The organism is Pseudomonas sp. P9_35 (assembly GCF_034008205.1).
Classification (GTDB): domain Bacteria; phylum Pseudomonadota; class Gammaproteobacteria; order Pseudomonadales; family Pseudomonadaceae; genus Aquipseudomonas; species Aquipseudomonas kilonensis.
Genome location: NZ_CP125373.1, coordinates 3,833,224 through 3,851,472, shown reverse-complemented (window position 1 = coordinate 3,851,472; position 18,249 = coordinate 3,833,224). Strand labels below are relative to the sequence as shown.

Genomic DNA, 18,249 nt, shown 5'->3' with positions numbered 1-18,249 from the left:
ACAAAAGGGCGCTCGCCGGGCAAATGGTTACTTGGTCATGATCGCCACGAACAGCTCGCCATCCAGAAACCTCTGCAACCAGTCCTGTAGCCGAGGGTAGGGCGCCTGGGCAAACCAGTCGCGGTCGACATGGGCGAACTGCCGTATGAAGGGCATCACCGCCACGTCGGCCATGCTCGGGTGATGCGCCGCCAGAAACGCCCGGGTTTCAAGCAAGGCCTCCAGCCTGCGCAGAAAGCTTTCACCCTCGCTACGGTAATGTTCCTTCGGGTACTCGGGATGGCGCTCGGGGTATTTGTAGCGATTCAAGTGCAGCTTGAACACCTGGTCGTTTTCCTCGATCAACGCCGCCGCCAGCGCCTGGCCTTCGGGGTCGTCCCGTAGCCTCCAGTCTTGCGGATCGTGCTGGGCCAAGGCCCAGTGCATGATCTCCAGGCTTTCATCGATCACCTGGCCATCGACCTGCAGCACCGGCACCGTGCCTTTGCTGGAGAGTGCGAGCATCTCGGCTGGCTTGGCCTTCAGGCTGACTTCGACAATCGCCACCTCGACCGCGCTGTAGCGCAAGGCCATGCGCGCCCGCATCGCATAGGGACAGCGGCGGAAGGAATAGAGCGTGGCGTGGCTCATTTCACCTCCACTGTGCTCAAGCCGTTGCCTTGGCGACGCACCTGGATCTGCACCGGAATCCGCTCGTGCATTTCCTGCACGTGGGAAATCACCGCGACCTTGCGGCCCTGGGCCTGCAAGCCGTCGAGGGCGTCCATCGCCAGTTGCAGCGATTCGGGATCGAGGCTGCCGAAGCCTTCGTCGATGAACAGCGATTCAATCTTCAGTGTGCTGGACGCCATCGAGGCCAGGCCCAATGCCAAGGCGAGGGAGACCAGGAAGGTTTCGCCGCCGGACAACGAATGCACCGAGCGCAGTTCATCGCCCATTTCCGTGTCCATCACCAGCAGTCCGAGCATGCTGCCGCCACGCTTGAGCCTATAGCGGCGCACCAGTTGCCGCAGTTGGGCATTGGCGTGATGCACCAGCAAGTCGAGGTTGTAGGCCTGGGCCAGCTTGCGGAAGCGGTCGCCAGTGGCCGAACCGATCAGGGCATCGAGGCGTGCCCAGCGCTGGTATTCGGCGTAGGCCTGTTCGATCTGCTGGGCCAGGGCCTGGTTGGCGTTCTGCCGGCGCTGGTCCTCGGCCTGTTCGGCGCGCAGTTCGGCACAGTGCTGTTCGCTGGCGGCGAATTGGCCTTGCAGTTCGGTGAGGGCTTGGGCGAGCTGCTCGGGCGCCAGGTTGCCGTTGTGTTGGGTCTGATGGTTTTGCAGACGCTGCTCGCGTTCGGTGAGCAGGACGCGGGCTTGTTCGATGGCTTTTTCGCTATTGAGCAAACGCTGGCGCAACTGGCTGACGTGGTGGTCGTCCAGGCCGAGCAGGGCCTCGAGGGCGGCATCGTCCAGTTCCGGATGGGTGGTTCGCCATTGCGCGATACCGGCGGCCAGCGCCTGGCGTTCGAGGTCCAGGGATTGCGCCTGTTCCTGTCGGGCCTTGAGTTCGGCGGCCAGTTGCACCAGGTCGTTGCGCAATTGCTGCAACTGCTGATTGGCCGTCGCCTCGGCATCCCGCGTCTGTTCCAGGCGCTGGTCGAGTTGTTGCTGCCACTGTTCGGCGCTGGTGTGCTCGCCGAGCAGTTGCGTGAGTTTCCCCTGGCAGGCCTGTTGTTGCTCGCTCAGGGCGCTGAATTGCAGGCGGGCCGCTTCCAGTTGCTGGAGGCGGGTCTGCTGGCGGTCCTGCTCTTTCTCCAGGGTTTGCTGGCGCTGGAGCTGTTCGCCCAGCTCGTCGCGCTGCTGTTCCAATTGCTCCAGGCGCTGGGCGATCTGCTGGTCCAGTTGCAAGAAGGTTGCGGCGGGTTCGCTGCGCAAGGCCTGCAGGGTGTCAGCGGGTAGCAGGGTGCTGAAGTGGCTCAGTTCCTCGTCCAGGCGCTGGCGGTCGCGGGACAGTTCCTGCTGCTGGTTGCCCAGGTGCTGTGACGCCTGTTGGCTGGCTGCCTCGGCTTCACGCAGTCGCTGTGCCATGCGCGCGGCGTCCTGCTGCAGGGTCAGCAGGGCGGTTTGCCGCTGTTCGTCCTGGCTGATGCGCAGGGTCAGTTGGCTGTTCTGCTGGGTCAGCCAGGCGTCGCGCTTGTTCGCATCCTGGGCCAGCAGTTGCGCCGACAACGGGTGGGCTTCAAGGCTGGGCGCCAGGCTCTGTTGCTGGCTGGCGAGCTGTTCCTGCTGCTGTTTGAGTTCCTTGAGCTGGGCGATGACCCCGCTGTATTGCGCCCGCAGGTCGATGACTTTTTCATTGAGCAGGTCGACGGCCTGGCGGGCGTTGGCCTCTTCGGTTTCATCGAAGCGCCCGAGGTTTTCCAGCAGGGCTTCGGGCTGATGATAAGGATGCTCGACACTGCCACACACGGGGCAGGGCTGTTCATCCTGCAACTGTGCGCGCAGTTGCTCGACACTTTCGCTGCGGGCCAGGCGCTGGCGCTCCAGCAGTTCACGGGTAACGGTCAGGGTCTGTTCGGCAATGGTCAGTTCGGCCTTGGCTTCGCCGCCTTCGCGCACCAGCCGGTCACGTTCCTGCAACGCTCGTTGCTGGCGTTGTTCAAGTTCGGCGCCACGTTTGTCCAGCTCTTGCTGACTGGCCCATAGCCGGGTCAGGTCTTCGAAAGCACGTAATTGCTTGCGGTTGTCTTGCAGCAGGGTGCCGAGCAACTGGATCTGTTCGGCCACTGCCTCCGGCTCGGCGCCGGCTTCCTTGTAGAGCACTTCGAGGTCTTGCCGGCGGCTGGCCAGTTCCTCGGCAGCGCGGGTGGCGCTTTGTTCCAGTGTGGCGAGTTCGGCCTGGCCCTGGTTCAGGCGATTGCCGATCAACATCAGTTGTTGGAGGCGATCGCGATAGGCGTTCCAGGCATCGCTCAGCGGGGCCAGGTGCGTGCTTTGCTCAAGCTCCCCGGCGATGCGCTGCAAGCGCTCTGCCACCTGCCTTTGCTGTTCGAGCAAGGTGTCGATGGTGCGCTGGCCTTCGGTGCAGGCCTGTTGCGCCTGTTCCTGACGCTCGGCGCCCTGGCTGGCGTCCCTGGCGAGGCGGGCCAGGGTGCTTTGCTCTTCAAAGGCCTGGCGCAGCAACGGCGCGCTGTCGCTGCTGTGTTGCCGGGCCGCAGCCAGCGCCAGTTGCGCGGCGCCCAGGCTTTTTTCCAGTTCGGCCTGCTGGTTATGGAGATTGAGCTGCTGCTGGGTAAGCTGCTGGATCTGCGCGGCCAAGGGGTCGAGCTGTCGGCTCAGTTCGGCCTGGCGGATGAACTGATGGCGTTGGGGCGCCAGTTGTTCCAGGCGGACCAGTTTCAGGCGCTCGTCGGCCAGGGCGTTCCAATCGGCCTGGGCCTGTTGCAGCTGTTGGGCGGCGCTGGCGTGTTCATCCTGCAATAGGCCCAGGTCGCGCAGCCAGGTGTGCTGCTGCTCCAGTTGCTTGAGTTGCGCCTGTTGGGCCTTGAGTAATTGCTGGGCGTCGTTGAAACGCTGGTCCAGCTCGGCCCGGGCCTCGGGGGCCAGCGGCGTGACACCGGTGGCCTGGTCCTGCAACTGCCGGTGGCTGTCCTTGGCTTGCTTGGCCTTGTCGAAGGCGCGGCGGCCGAGGCGGGTATACAGGGCAGTGTCGGTGAGTTTTTCCAACAGTTCGCTGCGATCGTTGTCATCGGCCTTGAGGAACGCGCTGAACTCGCTCTGGGCCAGCAGCACGGCACGGGTGAACTGTTCGAAGTTCAGGCCCAGGGCCGCTTCGAGCTGGGTCTTGTATTCGCCTTTCTGGCTCGCCAGCAGTTGATCGTTGTCCAGGTCCCGCAGGCTCTGGCGGCTGGCTTGCAACTTGCCGCCGGCCTTTTCCCGGGCGCGATTGGCTTCCCAGCGGGCCCGATAGCGGCGCCCGTCGATGCCGCGAAAATCCACTTCGGCAAAGCCATCGCCGGTGCCGCGGCGCAACAGCGTGCGTGGGTCGCCCGTGGCAATGTCGCCATCGACGTCCGGCACCTTGGCGTCGCGTCCGGTGTTGTTGAGGCGCGGCACGGCACCGAACAGCGCCAGGCACAGGGCGTCGAGCAACGTGCTCTTGCCGGCGCCCGTGGGGCCGGTAATGGCGAACAGGCCGGCGCTGGCCAAGGGTTCGGCGGTGAAATCGATTTCAAACGGCCCGGCCAGGGACGCCAGGTTCTTGAGGCGGATCGCGAGGATCTTCATGGCTGCTCGCTCTCCATCTGCACGTCTTGCAACAGCACGGCAAAGTCCTTGAGGGTCTGTTCGTCCACTTCGTTGCCGTAGGTGTCCTGCCAGGCGCGGCTGAACAACTCCTGCGGGCTGAGTTGATCCAGCTCCACCAGTGCGCTGCCATCATCGGCACTGCCGGCGCCACCGTTGCCGGCGTACTCGGCGCCGATCCGCACCAGGCGTACGGCCTTGCCTTGCAGTGCGGTTTCCACCTGGTGACGCAGGTCCGGCTGCGGTTCGTCGAGGCGCACGCGCACTTCCAGCCAGGGTTGGCGCTGGACATCGGCCAACAGGTCGATGTCGGGCAGGTCCTTGAGTTGCACCAGGAGATCGGCCAGCGGCGCGGGGCCCAGGCGTTGCAGGTTGACGGCGCGTGGGATCAGGCGCGGCTCGACCTTGACCAGGGTTTCGCCGTCCAGGGTGATGTCGAGGATCTGATGCTGATAGCCGATCTCCGAAAATGACAGCGGGATCGGCGAACCGCTGTAGCGGATACGCTCTTCACCGTTGACCTTCTGCGGCTTGTGCAAATGGCCGAGGGCGACGTAGCTGATGCTCGGGCCGAACAGGCTGGCGGGCAGGGCTTCGGCGTTGCCGATGATCAGGCTGCGCTCGGAATCCTCGGACACCGAACCGCCGGCCATGTGCGCATGACTGATGGCGATCAGTGCCTGGCCTTTCTTGCGCTTGCTGTTGGCCGCGGCGATCAGCCACTCATGCACCTGGCCGATGCCCCGCAGGTAGTCGTCGCCCAGTTGCGCTCCGGTGACTTCGGCGGGGCGCAGGAACGGCAGGGCCAGGCACCACGCCTTGACCTTGCCTTTGGCATCGGGCAACGGCAACAACAGACGCTCGACGTCCAATTGGCCGTCGTCCAGCCACAGCACCCGGCCCAGGGCATGGGTGCGCAAGCGTCGCATCAGCGGCGCAGGCAGTTCGATACGCGAGCCGGAGTCGTGGTTGCCGGCGATCATCACGATGGTCAGGTTGGCGTTTTGTTCATGGGCGCTGACGATGAAATCGTACAGCCGCTCCTGGGCTTTGACCGGCGGGTTGACGGTGTCGAAGATGTCGCCGGCGATCAGCAGCACGTCAGGCTTTTCGTGGGCCAGTTGACGCAGTAGCCAGTCGAGGAAGCAGGCGTGTTCGAAATCGCGTTCCTGGCCGTGCAGGTTTTGCCCCAGGTGCCAGTCGGAGGTGTGAAACAGACGCAAGGCAAACTCCAGAAAACAGATGATGGCCGCGGTGAAGAGAAGGGCGGCTAAAAGAGGGAGAGTTTACTGGGAAACCGGGGGGAGGACTTGTTCAACTTCATGGGATCTACTGAGCGGGTCGATACTTAACTGCGGCGAGGGGATTGCTGGGTTCTGTAGGAGCTGGCGAAGCCTGCGATCTCTTGATCTTTCGCTCCGGGCTCAATTGGCACTGGAAAGATCGCAGCCTCGTTGCACTCGGCAGCTCCTACAGGTTTGGCAAGGCTACACAGCAAAAAAACTCCGGGTTATTTGGGGTAAAGCGGCGGCAACCCCGAATCACCCGCCGAGCCCAACCCCGCTTCGGTGGGCGGGATGGTACGGATGGCCCGCCACAGGTCTTCACCCTGCCAATGCTGGCCGGTCTCGCTGTAGAGCGCGCCGTTGAGGCCGTCCAGGGCGTCGGACAGCGGCACGAAACGCGCCGCCATGTCGGCCAGGGTTTCCGGTTGCTGGCGGGCCCAGGCGTCGAGGGCCTGGCGGGTGGCGTGGGGGTCGTTGGCCAGGCAGGTACGTTTGAGATCATCCAGCAGGGTGCGTGGGCTCGGTCCGGTCTGGGTCGAGCGCAGGATCGCCGGTTGCCAGCGGGCGCGCCACCACAAGCCAAAGCCCAGCAGCGTGGTGCAGGCGAGGAGGAAGGTGCTCAGTTGCCAGTACCACAGGGTCTCGCTGTCGACCGTTGTCACGATCTGCGTCGTGCCGGCCGGCGTGTCCACCATCAGGCTTGGATTGTTCGCCACTTGCAGGGTCCGCGCCGGGAGACTGGTGCGGTCCAGGTGGTCTTCCAGGGTGTTCCACCAGACCACTTCCACCGGTGGCAGCTCGATGGTCCCGCTGCGGTTGGGCACCAGGGCCTCGCGGTCTTCGCGGCTGCCCACCAGCCCGCGCTCACTGTTGCGGCTGCTGAGTACCGGTTGGTCCGGGTAACGCCGCAAGCCATTGATCTCGGTGGCCGGCAGCGGTGGCAGCTGGGCGCTGGCCAGGCCTTCGGCTTCCAGGGTCAGGCTGCGGGTCAGGGAATCGCCGACCTGGCTGTGGGTCGGTTCCGGGCTCCAGCTTTCACTCAAGGACAGGCTGCGTGCGGGCAGCCAGGGTACGTCGGCCGGGTAGCTGGCCGGCTTGGGTTTGACGCTTAGCAGCAGTTGCGCAGAGCTTACCCGCTTCAACTGGCCGGGCTTGGGGCCCGAAGGTACGGCGTCCTGGGCCACCGGCTCGACCAGGGTGGCACTGAATGTCTGGGCCGGAATCGTCAGTTCGCCGCTGCGCTGTGGGTAGATGCCGTAGCGCAGTTCAATCACGCCATGGCGGACATCGTTGATGACTTTTTCATAGGTGCGCGATTCGCCCAGTTGCTCGGTGCGGGCATCGGGGATGTGCAGCGGCGTGAGGCTGCTGTCGTCGTACAGCGACACCGAATGGTAGATGCGCAGGGTCAAGATCGCCTGGGCCTGAACATACACTTCGGTCTGGTCGAGGCTGGCCTCGATGAACACCGCCGCCAGGGGCTCCGAGGCGTTGCGGGTCTCGCTTTCGATCACTTGCAGGGTAATCGGCTGGCTGGTCACTTCGCCCAGTTGCAACGGCGGAATGATCACGGTGCCGCTTTGGCGCGGCAACAGGGTCACGATCCAGCGGGTGGTGGCGCGGTTCTCACCGTCAAGGGTCGTCAACTGGTTGACCTGACGGGTACCGCGCACATCGAACAAGGCCTGGAGCGGGCCGAGGTCCGGTTTGCCGAACAAGGTGGCGTCGTTGGATTCCAGGGTCAGTTCCACCGTTTCCCCGGAGTTCAGGCGGCTGCGGTCCACACTGGCAGTCAGCTGTGCAGCCTGGGATCCAGAGGCCCAGAGCAGCAACACGAGGAAGTAGGCGGTGAAGCGGGTCATTGGGTTTTTTCCTGGGCCTGATGGCTTTGCTGTTCATACCAGAATTTACGCCTGAGCAGCTCCCCTGGATTATCCGGGATCTGGCGCAGCCATTGTTCCAGTGCCTGGCGCTGTTCTTCTTCATTGCGCTGACCTGCGGCAGGACGCAGCGGCGGGGTGGTGGTCTGCTCATCGGGCAGTTCGCTGCCTGGTACATCCTGGGCGGTAGGCGGTTGTGCCGTCCGCGGGGGCTGGGACTCGTCCGCTGTCGCGCTTGCCTCGGCGGATGGCTGGCCCGGTTCGGAAGACTGGGTGGGTGAGTCGCTATCCGGCGATTGCTCGGCGGGGTCCGGTTCCTTGTTTTCGGCAGGCTTGGGTTCTTCCGGTACGGGGGCCGGCTCTTTCAACAAGCTTTCCACCAGGGCCTTGTTGGTCTGGGCGGGGCGCAGGTCGGGTTGCAACTCCAGGGCCTGCTCATAGGCATCCAGCGCGGCTTCCAGTTCGCCGCTCCTGGCCAGGGCATTGCCACGATTGTAGTGCGCGCGGGCGTCGTTGCCTTCGGCGAAGCGCTGGGCAGCTTCGCTGTATTGGCCAGCTTCGTACAGGGCGACGCCTTGCCACTGGCTGTCCTCAAAATGGGTGGCTGCCTCGGCGGGACGCTTCTGCTTGAGCAAGTGCTGGCCCTGTTGGTCGGCCCGCAACCACAGGTCCTGGAATTCGAAGGCGTGGCCGGTTTGCGGCAACACGAACAGCAGCGGCAGGCAAAACAGCCAGCCTCGCCGCCCGGCGCAGGCGGCCAGCAGCAACAGGGGCAGGAGTAGCCAATAGCCCTGGTCGGCCCAGGTGTCCAGGCGCAAGGTTTGTCCGTCGCTGCGCAGATGGCGAGGGCCGTCCAACAGGCCCAGGCCGCGCAGGTCGCTGTCGTCCAGGCGCGCCGGCCGGTAGCGGCCGTCCAGCTTGTTGGCAAAGGCCTTGAGGCCCGGGCTGTCCAGGCGTGGCAGCAGGATCGAACCCTGCGCATCCTTGAGGTAACTGCCATCTTCCTGGGGCACCGGTGCGCCTTCGCGGGTACCAATGCCGAGCATCAGCCATTGCGTGGCGGAACCGTCCAGGGCCTGGCGAATGCCTTGGCGTTCCTGCTCGTTCAGCGTCGAACCGATCAGCAGGATCCGGCCATGGCCCAGTTCGCCCTGGTCCAACAAGGCCAGCGCCTTGCGGACCGCCAGGTCGGCACGATGGCCGCTCTGCGGCATGATCGATGGCGCAAGGGCTTCGAGCAGGTTGGCGCTGGTGGACAGGTCGTCGGACAGCGGCACCAGCGTATGGGCGCTGCCGGCATAGACGATGATCGCGGTCTGGGCGTCGCTGCGGTTCTGCAACAGGTCCAGTACCTTGCGCCGGGCCTGTTCCAGGCGCGTGGGCGGGACGTCGGTGGCGAGCATTTCCGGGGTGAGTTCCATCACCACCACCAGCGGGTCGGCGGGTTTCTGGCTGGCCTGTTCGACCCGCGCCCAACTCGGCCCCAGCAACGCCAGCACGATCAACAGCCAACCCAGGCCCAGGGCAATCCATGGCAGCCGGCTTTCACGGCCACTGCCGCCACTGAGCAACACGGCATGAAAGGCGGGAGGCAGGATCATCTGCCAGCGACCTACGCGTTTCTGCCGGTGCCACAGTTGCCAGAGCAACCAGCCCAGCAGAGGCAGCAGCAACACGAACCAGGGGCGTAGCCAGTGTGGCCAGAGGGCGATCATCGACGCCTCCGCAAGCGCAGGCGCTTGAGCCGCTGGCGCCACTCGGTGTGTTGGGCCGGCTGGAACAGCGGCTGGTTGAACAGGCGCTGCAACGGATTGTCCGGCCAGCGCGCCCGGGCCACCAGCAACATGCTCAACAGCAGCGCAACGGCCAGGGGCCAGTGATACAGCGCCAGGGCAGGACGGGCCTGGGTCGGTTGCTGGGTCACCGGTTCGAGCTGGTCGAGGGTGGTCTTGATCGCCAGTAATTGCGCGCCGTCCTGGGCACGAAAATACTGGCCGCCGGTGGCTTGGGCGATTTCCTTGAGTGTCGGTTCGTCCAGGTCCAGGCTCGGGTTGACGCCGAGCAAACCCGTGGTGCCGCTTTGTTCCGGGTCGGCACCGATGCCGATCGGGTAGATTTTCACGCCTTCGTCGGCGGCCAGTCGCGCGGCGGTGAGGGGGTCGATTTCGCCGCCATTGTTGGCGCCGTCGGTGACCAGGATCAACACGCGGCTGTGGGCCGGCCGCTGGCGCAGGCGCTTGAGAGCCAGGCCGATGGCGTCGCCGATGGCCGTATTCTTGCCGGCGATGCCAATACGCGCCTCATCGAGCCAATGGCGCACGGTGCGGCGGTCGAAGGTCAGCGGTGCCTGCAGATAGGCCTGGCTGCCGAACAGGATCAGGCCGACCCGGTCACCTTCGCGGTCTTCGAGAAAGTCCCCGAGCATGTGCTGGACCAGCGCAAGGCGACTGACCTCTTCGTCTTTCCATTGCATGTCGGGAAAGTCCATGGAACCCGAGACATCCACCGCCACCAGCAGGTCGCGGCCGCTGGCGGCAATGGGCAATGGCTCGCCCAACCACTGCGGCCGGGCCGCGGCGATCAGCAACAGCAGCCAGAGCAGGATGAAGGGCGCCTGTTGCCGCCAGGTTGGCAGATTGGCCCGGGCTCGTCGCCCCACCAGGCCTTCCAGGTCCCCGAGGAAACTGACCTTGAGCGCTGGCTCGCCGCTGTCGGCCGCAGGCAGCACCAGGCGCATCAGCCAAGGCAGCGGCAACAGGGCGAATACCCACGGCCAGGCGAACTCAAACATGTTTGCGAATCCAGATTTCGACCGCCTGGGTCAGGCCGGCGATGGCTTTGTCATCGAGCTTGCATTCGGGTTTGTAGGCGCCTTCCACCAGCACCATCCAGCGGGTCAGGCCGGCTGCCGGGCAGCGGTTGTCCAGGAAAGCCAGCCATTTGCGCCCGTTGAGGGTGTGGCTCTGGCTGTAGGGGTAATGGTTGCGACACAGGCGCTTGAGCAACCCGTTGAGCTGCTGCAGCCAGGCCCCGGCCGGTGCCCCATCGTAGGGTTTGGGCAGCAGGGCGAGTTCGGCCAGCGCGGCCAATCGCACCGGGTCCAGGGGTTGTTCGACACGGGCGTCGGTGCGCTTGGCGGGAAGGAACCGGCGCAACTGCCACAGGCCCAGGCCCAGCAAGGGGATCAAAACCAGCAGCAACCACCAGCCCGGCGCGGGAGGCCAGAAACCGATAGGGGGCGGCGCTATCAGCGGCTGCAATTGATCCAGGTTGCTCATCGACTTTTCCCGGCCCGCTTGGGGTTCAGGTATTCGCGCAGTTGCTCGACCATGTCGCCCTGGGTGCTCAGAGGCATCATCAGGATCCGCAGCTTCTGCGCCAGTATTTCCCAGCGCTCCTGGCGTGCTTCGGCCTGTGCGCGATAGGCCTGGCGCAGTTCGAAGTTCAAGGTGTCGAGCTCCAACTGTGAGTCGCGTTGGGTGAAGCGCAGCAGGCCGGCGGCGGGCAGGGCGTGATCCAGCGGGTCCGACAGCGGCAGCAGCAACAGGTCGCAATGGCGCGACAGCAGGCTCAACTGCTGTTCGGCGCTGTCGGACAACGCGCGCTCGTCGCAAATCACGATCACCAGGCTGCCGGGCCGTAGCACTTCCCTGGCCCGGCGCAGGGCGATGCCGAACGAGTCGCGATCCGGCTCGGCCTCGGTGTGCAGTGACTGATTGACCCGCACCAGCCGGTTGAGCAATTGCAACAGGCTCTGTTTGCTGCGTCGCGGCTTGACCTCGTAATGGGTGTTATTGCCGAACACCAGGCCGCCGACCCGGTCGTTGTGCCCCAGCGCGGCCCAGCCGATGAGGCTGGCGGCCTGGGCGGCGAGCACCGACTTGAACATCAGCCCCGAACCGAAGAACAGCCGGTGGCTTTGCTCGATCATGATGAAGATCGGCCGCTCGCGTTCTTCGTGGAACAGTTTGGTGTGGGGCTCCTGGGTCCGGGCGGTGACGCGCCAGTCAATGGTGCGCACATCGTCGCCGGCCTGATAGACCCGCACCTGGTCGAAATCGACCCCGCGTCCGCGCAGCTTGGAGTGGTGCAGGCCGATCAGCGGACTGCGCTGTCCCGGTGTCGAGAACAACTGCACCTCGCGCACACGATGGCGCATCTCGATCAGCTCCGAAAGACTGACGCGGATGCCCGGTGCGGGCGCCAGTGGGTTATTCATGACTCATGCTCAAGCGACAGCGACGACGTCGAGAATCCGCTGCACGACCCGGTCCTGGTCGATGCCAGCGGCCTCGGCTTCGAACGACAGGATGATGCGATGGCGCAGCACGTCGAACAGCACGGCCTGGATATCTTCCGGGCTGACAAAGTCGCGTCCGGCCAGCCAGGCGTGGGCACGGGCGCAGCGGTCCAGGGCGATGGAGCCCCGCGGGCTGGCGCCGTAGGCGATCCATTCGGCCATTTCCGGATCGAACTTGGCCGGGTTGCGGGTGGCCATGATCAGTTGCACCAAGTATTCCTCCACGGCGTCGGCCATGTACAACCCGAGGATTTCCTTGCGCGCGGAGAAGATCGCCTGCTGGCTCACGCGGCGTTCGGGCTTGGTCTCGCCGTTCAGCGCTTCCCCCCGGGCCTGCTGGAGGATGCGGCGTTCCACCGCGGCATCGGGAAAGCCGATCTTGACGTGCATCAGGAACCGGTCGAGCTGGGCTTCGGGCAGCGGGTAGGTGCCTTCCTGCTCGATCGGGTTCTGCGTGGCCATCACCAGGAACAGCGGCGACAGTTCATAGGTGCTGCGCCCGACGCTGACCTGGCGCTCGGCCATGGCTTCGAGCAAGGCCGACTGGACCTTGGCTGGGGCGCGGTTGATTTCGTCCGCCAGCACCAGGTTATGGAAAATCGGCCCTTGCTGGAATACGAAACTGCCGGTTTCCGGGCGGTAGATTTCCGTACCGGTGATGTCGGCGGGCAGCAGGTCGGGGGTGAACTGGATGCGATGGAACTGCGCTTCGACGCCTTCGGCCAGTTCCTTGATGGCCTTGGTCTTGGCCAGCCCCGGCGCGCCTTCCACCAGCATGTGGCCGTCGGCAAGCAGGGCGATGAGCAGGCGCTCGATAAGTTTTTCCTGGCCGAGAATCTGCGTTGAAAGAAAGGTTCGCAGCGCAAGCAGCGCTTCACGATGTTCCATCGGTGACTGTTCCTGGAAAGGGTGGCCCCAGGCGTTCGGATAACGCCGGGGCTGGGGGCGTTACTTTAATGCATGGCGGGGGGTGGCGACTAACGGGATTTTGATCGGCCGTGTGAATTGTGATCGGCTTGGAAACATTGGGGGCTGGGTTTGCTTGCCATGAATCCCACTCGGACAGGCGCACTTACCCCGTGGCGAGGGAGCTTGCTCCCGCTTGAGTGCGAAGCACTCATAAAATGAAGGGGTGTTTATCCGGACGTAGGAGTGCTCTGGAACAGGCTACGTTGTCTTGCGCCATTGCCTACAACTGCGCCAGAATTCGCCGGCTTGTGCGCTTGGGAGGCAGGTTCTATCGTTTCCGGGTCGCTGATGAATCAGCGATCGGGTTTGGTAGCCCGGTTTTCTGGCGCAGGTGCAGCCTGATATAGGGGGCTTTTCGTCCTCTGTTTTATGGTGGTCATGCGCAGGGCGTCCTTGGACGCGCCGGGTTGCCAGGTAACCGGTCTACCAACCTTCGTATGGCCACCTCCCTTCGTTTGGTAGCGAGAGAGATGGCTCCAATTTTCTAATCTGGAGTTTCATCTATGTTCAAAGTAACCCCCAACCCACCGAACACCGATTCGTCCTCACCGCGCCCAAAAACCAAGTCCCAAAAACACGACGAAGTCACCGACCGGGTCCTCGACCATTACCTGAACCCCAAACCGGACAAACCCGAAGCAGAACCTGCCCCCGGCCAACTCTTCACCGTCAACAAAGACATCGACACCGAAAGCTTGCTTGCCTACCTCAGCGAAACCCTGGCTTCGGCCAATGCCATGGCCAATGACCTGGCTTTCGACCTGGACGGTTCACGCCGGCATTTCCTCCTGGGCATTCAGCAACTGATCGAGCTGGGCAGCCTGTTGGCGAACCGTGCACTGGACAACATCGAAACCCGTCAGCCGACATAACCCCCGTGGCGAGGGAGCTTGCTCCCGCTGGGTTGTAGGTGCTGTGTAGGAGCTGTCGAGTGCAACGAGGCTGCGATCTTTCCCCAGCCACTTGAGTCTCAAGCGAAAGATTAAAACATCAAAAGATCGCAGCCTCGCTTCGCTCGACAGCTCCTACAGTCGAACGGGAGCAAGCTCCCTCGCCACAAGGGACTTGTGTCATTCCTTAGATCCTGGGCAAACCGCAAAACCTTGGGAGCGAGCCTGCTCCGGCGGCGATCCGACGATGACGGCAGCAGACCCAGCACCATATTTCGCTAGTTCTGCATCCGAATCTCATCCACCAACAGCCTGATTGCTGGCCTGTCGATCAGATCCCGCCACGGGCCATCCTCCACGATTGCCCCGTCATGCATCACGATGACCCGGTCAAACCGATGCAGGTGGTCAACGTCATGGGTGACACATATCAACCCCTGTCCGGCAAAAACGTCGAATAAGAGGTCCCAAAGGGGCGTGGTCAGCCTGGGTTCGATGGATGCGCTTGGCTCGTCGAACATATTGAATTTTCCGGGCTTGTTGATCAGGCGCAGCAGCGATAGACGTTTGGCTTCGCCTCCGGAGATATTCGATGCATTTTCGCTGACCTGCCGTGTTGTCACGATCTCATCCAGTTCCAATTGCCGTATCGCTCTAGACAAAATCGGCGATGCGCTGCCTCCGAACAGAACCGATTGCTCAAAAGAGCCTTCCAGAAACCTCGGTTGTTGCGGGCAATATCTCAAGGCGTCCAAGTGAGCTTGACCGGACAAAAGTGAGACCGGTACCGAGTCGATACTCAGTTGGTCTCGCTTTAATGCATCAAGACCGGCGAGGACTTCCAGAAAAGTGGTTTTGCCTGCGCCGCTAGGGCCCGTAACGGCCACTGACTGCCCTTGAGCAAATGCCAGGGAGCGCTTGATCGACAGGCGAAGCGGTCCCGTTCCTGCCACTTCGCAGGGGCCGAGTTCCAGAACTGAGGGCCGCTGGAAATCAACGCAGGCCAGCCGATTGCTGCGATCGAAATCCGGAAGTGATAGCAGACCCTCAAATTGACGCTGGTCTGCAAGGAACTGATCAAGAACACGATACCCTTCAGTCAAGGTTGAAATACTGAGCAGATAACTCCCCGCGATTGAAAAAATGGCAACCAGCTGCCCGACACTGATACTGGGATGACCCGAAAGTTGGTCCACGACGCCCCAGTAGAGCAATCCCCCAGTGGAAAGGCTTACGAACAGTATCTTGGCGGTGCTCAGCAGGCCGCCAGATGATGCCGTAGTCACCGCAGCGTTGGCATAACGTCCGAACGCCGCGTTCAACGGGTGCAGGGCAGTAGGTATGGCACTTTCCAGCTTTATGGTTTTTCCCGCGTTGAGGGTGTTGTAGAGGTGGGCACTTAACTCATCTTCCTGTTCATTGACTGCATCGATGTGCTTTCTCCGCCATTTGATAATTTGATGGGTGACAGCCAGATAGATAATTCCGAACGCCGTCATGCTCAAGAAAATTTCACCGCCACCTATGTAAATAAAAGCAACCCCAACAACTATGAATTCCAAGAGTACGGGAAGTGCAATGGTAACAACGAAAGTGAGTAGTTGTTCGTGCGCAGTAATTCCGCGCTCGACCGATTTGATGAAATGGCCGATTCTCCAAGAGTTGAATAACGAAAACTCTTTACCTATGAGTTCGGTGATCCACTCAATGGAAGCGTTCATGATAATGCTCTGTACCAGCTTGGACAGCGCATGGAGCTGCAGAGGAGTGATGATGGCATGAATGCACCCCGCGACAATCAGGCCTGTCGTCAGTGCGAGCAGGGTGCTGGATGCTGGCTTTCTGTTGTCTTGCAGGGTGTCGATGATGGTTCCGAGTAGCAGTGGCGGGGCAAGTGTGATGAGTTTGAGTGCGATGATTGTCGCGCCAGTTAATATTAGAAGCGACGTATATTTTTCGCATGCGGTTCTGATAAGTGTTTGTATGGATAGCATGCGAGCGTCCGTGAGGAGTTGCGTTTTGGGTATTAACTTGAATGTTAGCGGTGCCGAAGGGGCGCGCGTATTAGGTTATAGGAATAGCAGTAGAGTTCTGGATGAGCTAGAGCGCAACATCCGACATTTACGTAGGGGGCTTCCTGACAATCGGTAAGACGTATCTGAAGGAAAGTCTGTCGCAGATTTTTATGTACATTTGTTAGGGCAGGATTGGTAGGTGGTTAACTTAAGGCGGTCCACACACCCTGAAAGTCGGCCGTATTTTTTCGGCTAACCCATCGTGGCGAGGGGAGCAAGCTCCCTCGTCACAGAAGCGCTGCTGTGCTCGGATGATTGCTCAGCCTACCCACGCCCTCGCATTCACCAGATTCACCGGCCGCTCCCCCGCCAATGCCATCAGCAAATTGTCCACGGCACAACGCGCCATCGCTTCCCGTGTCTCGTAGGTGGCCGAGCCCATGTGCGGCGTCGCGACCACGTTGTCCATCTGCAATAGCGGCGAATTCGCACTCAAGGGTTCGCGCTCGAACACATCCAGCCCCGCGCCTCGGATCTGCTTGTTGCGCAGGGCGTCGATCAGTGCTGCTTCATCCACCACTTTTCCCCGGGAGATATTGATGAAGATGCTCTCGGGGCGCATCTGCGCGAACGCTTGTGCACCGATCAGTCCTTGGGTCTCAGCGGTCAAAGGTAAGGTCAGGCAAATGAAGTCCGCCTGCTGCAACAGTGTGTCGAGGCTGCAATAGCGCGCGCCGAAACGCTGCTCGACCGCGGGCTTGGGCGAATGGCTGTGGTAGAGCACCGGCATGCCGAAGCCGAAGTGCCCGCGCTGGGCCAGGGCTTCGCCGATGCGCCCCATGCCGATGATGCCCAGGGTCTTGCCATGGACGTCGGTGCCGAAATGCCGGGGACCGATGCTCTGTTGCCAGCCGCCTGCGCGAACCAGGTTGGCCAGTTCGACCACGCGTCGAGCGGTCGCCAGGATCAGGGCGAAACCGGTGTCCGCGGTGGTTTCGGTCAGCACGTCCGGGGTATTGCTGAGCAGGATCTGGCGTTCGGTCAGGTAATCGATGTCGTAGTTGTCGACCCCCACCGAGACGCTGGCGATGGCTTGCAGGTTCGGCGCCAGGTCCAGCAGCGCCGCATCCAGCTTGAGGCTGGCCCCCAGCAGGCCGTGGGCGGCGGGGAGGGCGTCGCGCAGTTGCGCCAGGCCCTGGGCATCGAGGCGCTCGATGAGCGTGACTTGGGCCTGGGCTTGCAGGCGGGCCATCAATTGCGGGGACAGCGCTTTGTACAACACCACGTGTTTTTTCATGGGGCGGGTCTCGATTCAGGAACGGGCGGGCGCCGGGTGTGGCGTCGCGGTATTGGAGGCTTCCCGGTCGCTGGCGCCGGGCTTGAGGGCGAGGGTCAGTACCACCGACAGCAGCAACGCGCCGCTCATCAGCAGGAAGGACATGCCGGGGGAGCCGGTGGTGCCGTTGAGGTAGCCCACCAAGTACGAGCCGCCGAACGAACCCAGCGCGCCCATGCTGTTGATCAACGCCATGGCACCGCCGGCGACATTGGCCGGGAGGATTTCCGGAACGATGGCAAAGAACGGGCCGTACGGCGCATACATGCAAGCGCCGGCGACCACCAGCAAGCCATAGGACCACCAGAAATGCTCGGCCCCCAGCAGGTAGGAGGCGTAGAACGCGACGGAGGCGATCAGCAGCGGCGGCCAGACAAAACGCTTGCGCTTCTGCGCCTTGTCCGACGCCCAGGACACCACCAGCATGCCGATCACCGCCGCCAGGTAAGGCAAGGACGACAGCCACCCGGCCTCGACCATGTTCATCTGCAGGCCGGCCTTGAGTATCGACGGCAACCACAACACAAACCCGTAGACCCCGATGCTCCAGCAGAAAAACTGCAGCGCCAGGATGATCACCTTGGGCGAGCGAAAGGCCTCGGCGTAGTTCTTCACTGCCTTGATGCCGACTTGTTCGGCCGCCAAGGCACTTTCCAGATCGTGCTTCTCCTGGTCGCTGAGCCACTTGGCCTGGGCCGGGCGATCATCGGCCAGGCGCCACCAGACAAAGGCCCAGAGTACCGCTGGCAGGCCTTCGATGATGAACATCCAGCGCCAGTCGAACTGTTGCACCAGGTAACCCGACACCACGGACATCCAGAGCATGGTCACCGGGTTGCCAAGGATCAGGAAGGTATTGGCGCGCGAGCGTTCGGCCCGGGTGAACCAGTGGCACAGGTACACCAGCATCGCCGGCATCACGGCGGCTTCGACCACCCCGAGCATGAAGCGGATCACGATCAGCCAGTAGGCACTGGAGACCACGCCCGTCAGGGTGGCCAGCGAGCCCCAGAGGATCAGGCTGACGAAGATCAGCTTCTTCACGCTGTGCTTTTGCGCGTAGATCGCCCCCGGTACCTGGAAGAAAAAGTAGCCGAGGAAAAACAGTGCGCCGAGCAGCGATGACAGCCCCGGGGTGATCATCAGATCCTTGGCCATGCCCGAGGCAGCGGCAAATCCATAGTTGGCCCTGTCCAGGTAGGCCAGGCTGTAGGTGATGAACACAATGGGCATGATGTACCACCAGCGGCGGGTGGCGAGGTTGAGCGCTTGCATGTCGTTGACTCC

13 protein-coding genes are annotated in these 18,249 nt (G+C 62.7%); 1 reads left to right on the top strand and 12 read right to left on the bottom strand.

From position 1 onward, the window contains the following. Positions 1-27: 27 nt before the first annotated feature. The 9 genes from QMK47_RS16735 to QMK47_RS16695 all read right to left on the bottom strand — a co-directional run bounded on the left by QMK47_RS16735 (position 28) and on the right by QMK47_RS16695 (position 12,640). Positions 28-630: a glutathione S-transferase gene (locus QMK47_RS16735; protein ID WP_320388795.1), complete on the bottom strand. Its 603-nt coding sequence runs from the start codon at positions 628-630 to the stop codon at positions 28-30. Beyond that, positions 627-4,268 carry an AAA family ATPase gene (locus QMK47_RS16730; RefSeq protein WP_320388794.1) on the bottom strand — a complete coding sequence of 1,214 codons (3,642 nt, stop codon included), beginning with the start codon at positions 4,266-4,268 and terminating at the stop codon, positions 627-629. Before QMK47_RS16730 ends, QMK47_RS16735 begins: the two co-directional genes overlap by 4 nt. After that, positions 4,265-5,509, bottom strand: a complete 1,245-nt coding sequence (locus QMK47_RS16725; RefSeq protein ID WP_320388792.1) for an exonuclease SbcCD subunit D C-terminal domain-containing protein — start codon at positions 5,507-5,509, stop codon at positions 4,265-4,267. The genes QMK47_RS16730 and QMK47_RS16725 overlap by 4 nt, the downstream gene beginning before the upstream one ends. A gap of 287 nt (positions 5,510-5,796) precedes the next feature. Then, positions 5,797-7,434: a BatD family protein gene (locus tag QMK47_RS16720; RefSeq protein ID WP_258688335.1), complete on the bottom strand. Its 1,638-nt coding sequence runs from the start codon at positions 7,432-7,434 to the stop codon at positions 5,797-5,799. After that, positions 7,431-9,167 (bottom strand): VWA domain-containing protein, encoded by a 1,737-nt coding sequence (locus QMK47_RS16715; protein ID WP_320388791.1) that lies wholly within the window; start codon positions 9,165-9,167, stop codon positions 7,431-7,433. The genes QMK47_RS16720 and QMK47_RS16715 overlap by 4 nt, the downstream gene beginning before the upstream one ends. Beyond that, entirely contained in the window at positions 9,164-10,243 is a 1,080-nt protein-coding gene (locus QMK47_RS16710; protein WP_258688328.1) for a vWA domain-containing protein, read from the bottom strand. Before QMK47_RS16710 ends, QMK47_RS16715 begins: the two co-directional genes overlap by 4 nt. Further along, positions 10,236-10,730 carry a DUF4381 domain-containing protein gene (locus QMK47_RS16705; RefSeq protein ID WP_320388790.1) on the bottom strand — a complete coding sequence of 165 codons (495 nt, stop codon included), beginning with the start codon at positions 10,728-10,730 and terminating at the stop codon, positions 10,236-10,238. Before QMK47_RS16705 ends, QMK47_RS16710 begins: the two co-directional genes overlap by 8 nt. Further along, on the bottom strand, positions 10,727-11,671 hold the full coding sequence (locus QMK47_RS16700; protein ID WP_258688325.1) for a DUF58 domain-containing protein: 945 nt from the start codon (positions 11,669-11,671) through the stop codon (positions 10,727-10,729). Before QMK47_RS16700 ends, QMK47_RS16705 begins: the two co-directional genes overlap by 4 nt. 9 nt (positions 11,672-11,680) lie before the next feature. Next, positions 11,681-12,640 (bottom strand): AAA family ATPase, encoded by a 960-nt coding sequence (locus QMK47_RS16695; protein ID WP_003202654.1) that lies wholly within the window; start codon positions 12,638-12,640, stop codon positions 11,681-11,683. Between the two features lie 584 nt (positions 12,641-13,224). Between QMK47_RS16695 and QMK47_RS16690 the strand changes: the two genes are divergently transcribed. Further along, positions 13,225-13,593 (top strand): DUF6124 family protein, encoded by a 369-nt coding sequence (locus QMK47_RS16690; protein ID WP_079305541.1) that lies wholly within the window; start codon positions 13,225-13,227, stop codon positions 13,591-13,593. A gap of 296 nt (positions 13,594-13,889) precedes the next feature. On the opposite strand, the gene QMK47_RS16685 is transcribed toward QMK47_RS16690, so the two are convergent. The 3 genes from QMK47_RS16685 to QMK47_RS16675 all read right to left on the bottom strand — a co-directional run bounded on the left by QMK47_RS16685 (position 13,890) and on the right by QMK47_RS16675 (position 18,237). Next, positions 13,890-15,605, bottom strand: a complete 1,716-nt coding sequence (locus QMK47_RS16685; protein ID WP_320388789.1) for an ATP-binding cassette domain-containing protein — start codon at positions 15,603-15,605, stop codon at positions 13,890-13,892. Positions 15,606-15,945: 340 nt separating this feature from the next. Further along, positions 15,946-16,923 (bottom strand): D-glycerate dehydrogenase, encoded by a 978-nt coding sequence (locus QMK47_RS16680; RefSeq protein WP_320388788.1) that lies wholly within the window; start codon positions 16,921-16,923, stop codon positions 15,946-15,948. Between the two features lie 15 nt (positions 16,924-16,938). Further along, positions 16,939-18,237 carry an MFS transporter gene (locus QMK47_RS16675; protein ID WP_258688319.1) on the bottom strand — a complete coding sequence of 433 codons (1,299 nt, stop codon included), beginning with the start codon at positions 18,235-18,237 and terminating at the stop codon, positions 16,939-16,941. Positions 18,238-18,249: the final 12 nt, after the last annotated feature.

What these genes read in the sequence shown, in the direction of transcription:
- QMK47_RS16735 (WP_320388795.1), bottom strand. Translation starts at nt 630, where the DNA reads ATGAGCCACGCCACGCTCTATTCCTTCCGCCGCTGTCCCTATGCGATG.
- QMK47_RS16730 (WP_320388794.1), bottom strand. Translation starts at nt 4,268, where the DNA reads ATGAAGATCCTCGCGATCCGCCTCAAGAACCTGGCGTCCCTGGCCGGG.
- QMK47_RS16720 (WP_258688335.1), bottom strand. Translation starts at nt 7,434, where the DNA reads ATGACCCGCTTCACCGCCTACTTCCTCGTGTTGCTGCTCTGGGCCTCT.
- QMK47_RS16715 (WP_320388791.1), bottom strand. Translation starts at nt 9,167, where the DNA reads ATGATCGCCCTCTGGCCACACTGGCTACGCCCCTGGTTCGTGTTGCTG.
- QMK47_RS16710 (WP_258688328.1), bottom strand. Translation starts at nt 10,243, where the DNA reads ATGTTTGAGTTCGCCTGGCCGTGGGTATTCGCCCTGTTGCCGCTGCCT.
- QMK47_RS16705 (WP_320388790.1), bottom strand. Translation starts at nt 10,730, where the DNA reads ATGAGCAACCTGGATCAATTGCAGCCGCTGATAGCGCCGCCCCCTATC.
- QMK47_RS16700 (WP_258688325.1), bottom strand. Translation starts at nt 11,671, where the DNA reads ATGAATAACCCACTGGCGCCCGCACCGGGCATCCGCGTCAGTCTTTCG.
- QMK47_RS16695 (WP_003202654.1), bottom strand. Translation starts at nt 12,640, where the DNA reads ATGGAACATCGTGAAGCGCTGCTTGCGCTGCGAACCTTTCTTTCAACG.
- QMK47_RS16690 (WP_079305541.1), top strand. Translation starts at nt 13,225, where the DNA reads ATGTTCAAAGTAACCCCCAACCCACCGAACACCGATTCGTCCTCACCG.
- QMK47_RS16685 (WP_320388789.1), bottom strand. Translation starts at nt 15,605, where the DNA reads ATGCTATCCATACAAACACTTATCAGAACCGCATGCGAAAAATATACG.
- QMK47_RS16680 (WP_320388788.1), bottom strand. Translation starts at nt 16,923, where the DNA reads ATGAAAAAACACGTGGTGTTGTACAAAGCGCTGTCCCCGCAATTGATG.
- QMK47_RS16675 (WP_258688319.1), bottom strand. Translation starts at nt 18,237, where the DNA reads ATGCAAGCGCTCAACCTCGCCACCCGCCGCTGGTGGTACATCATGCCC.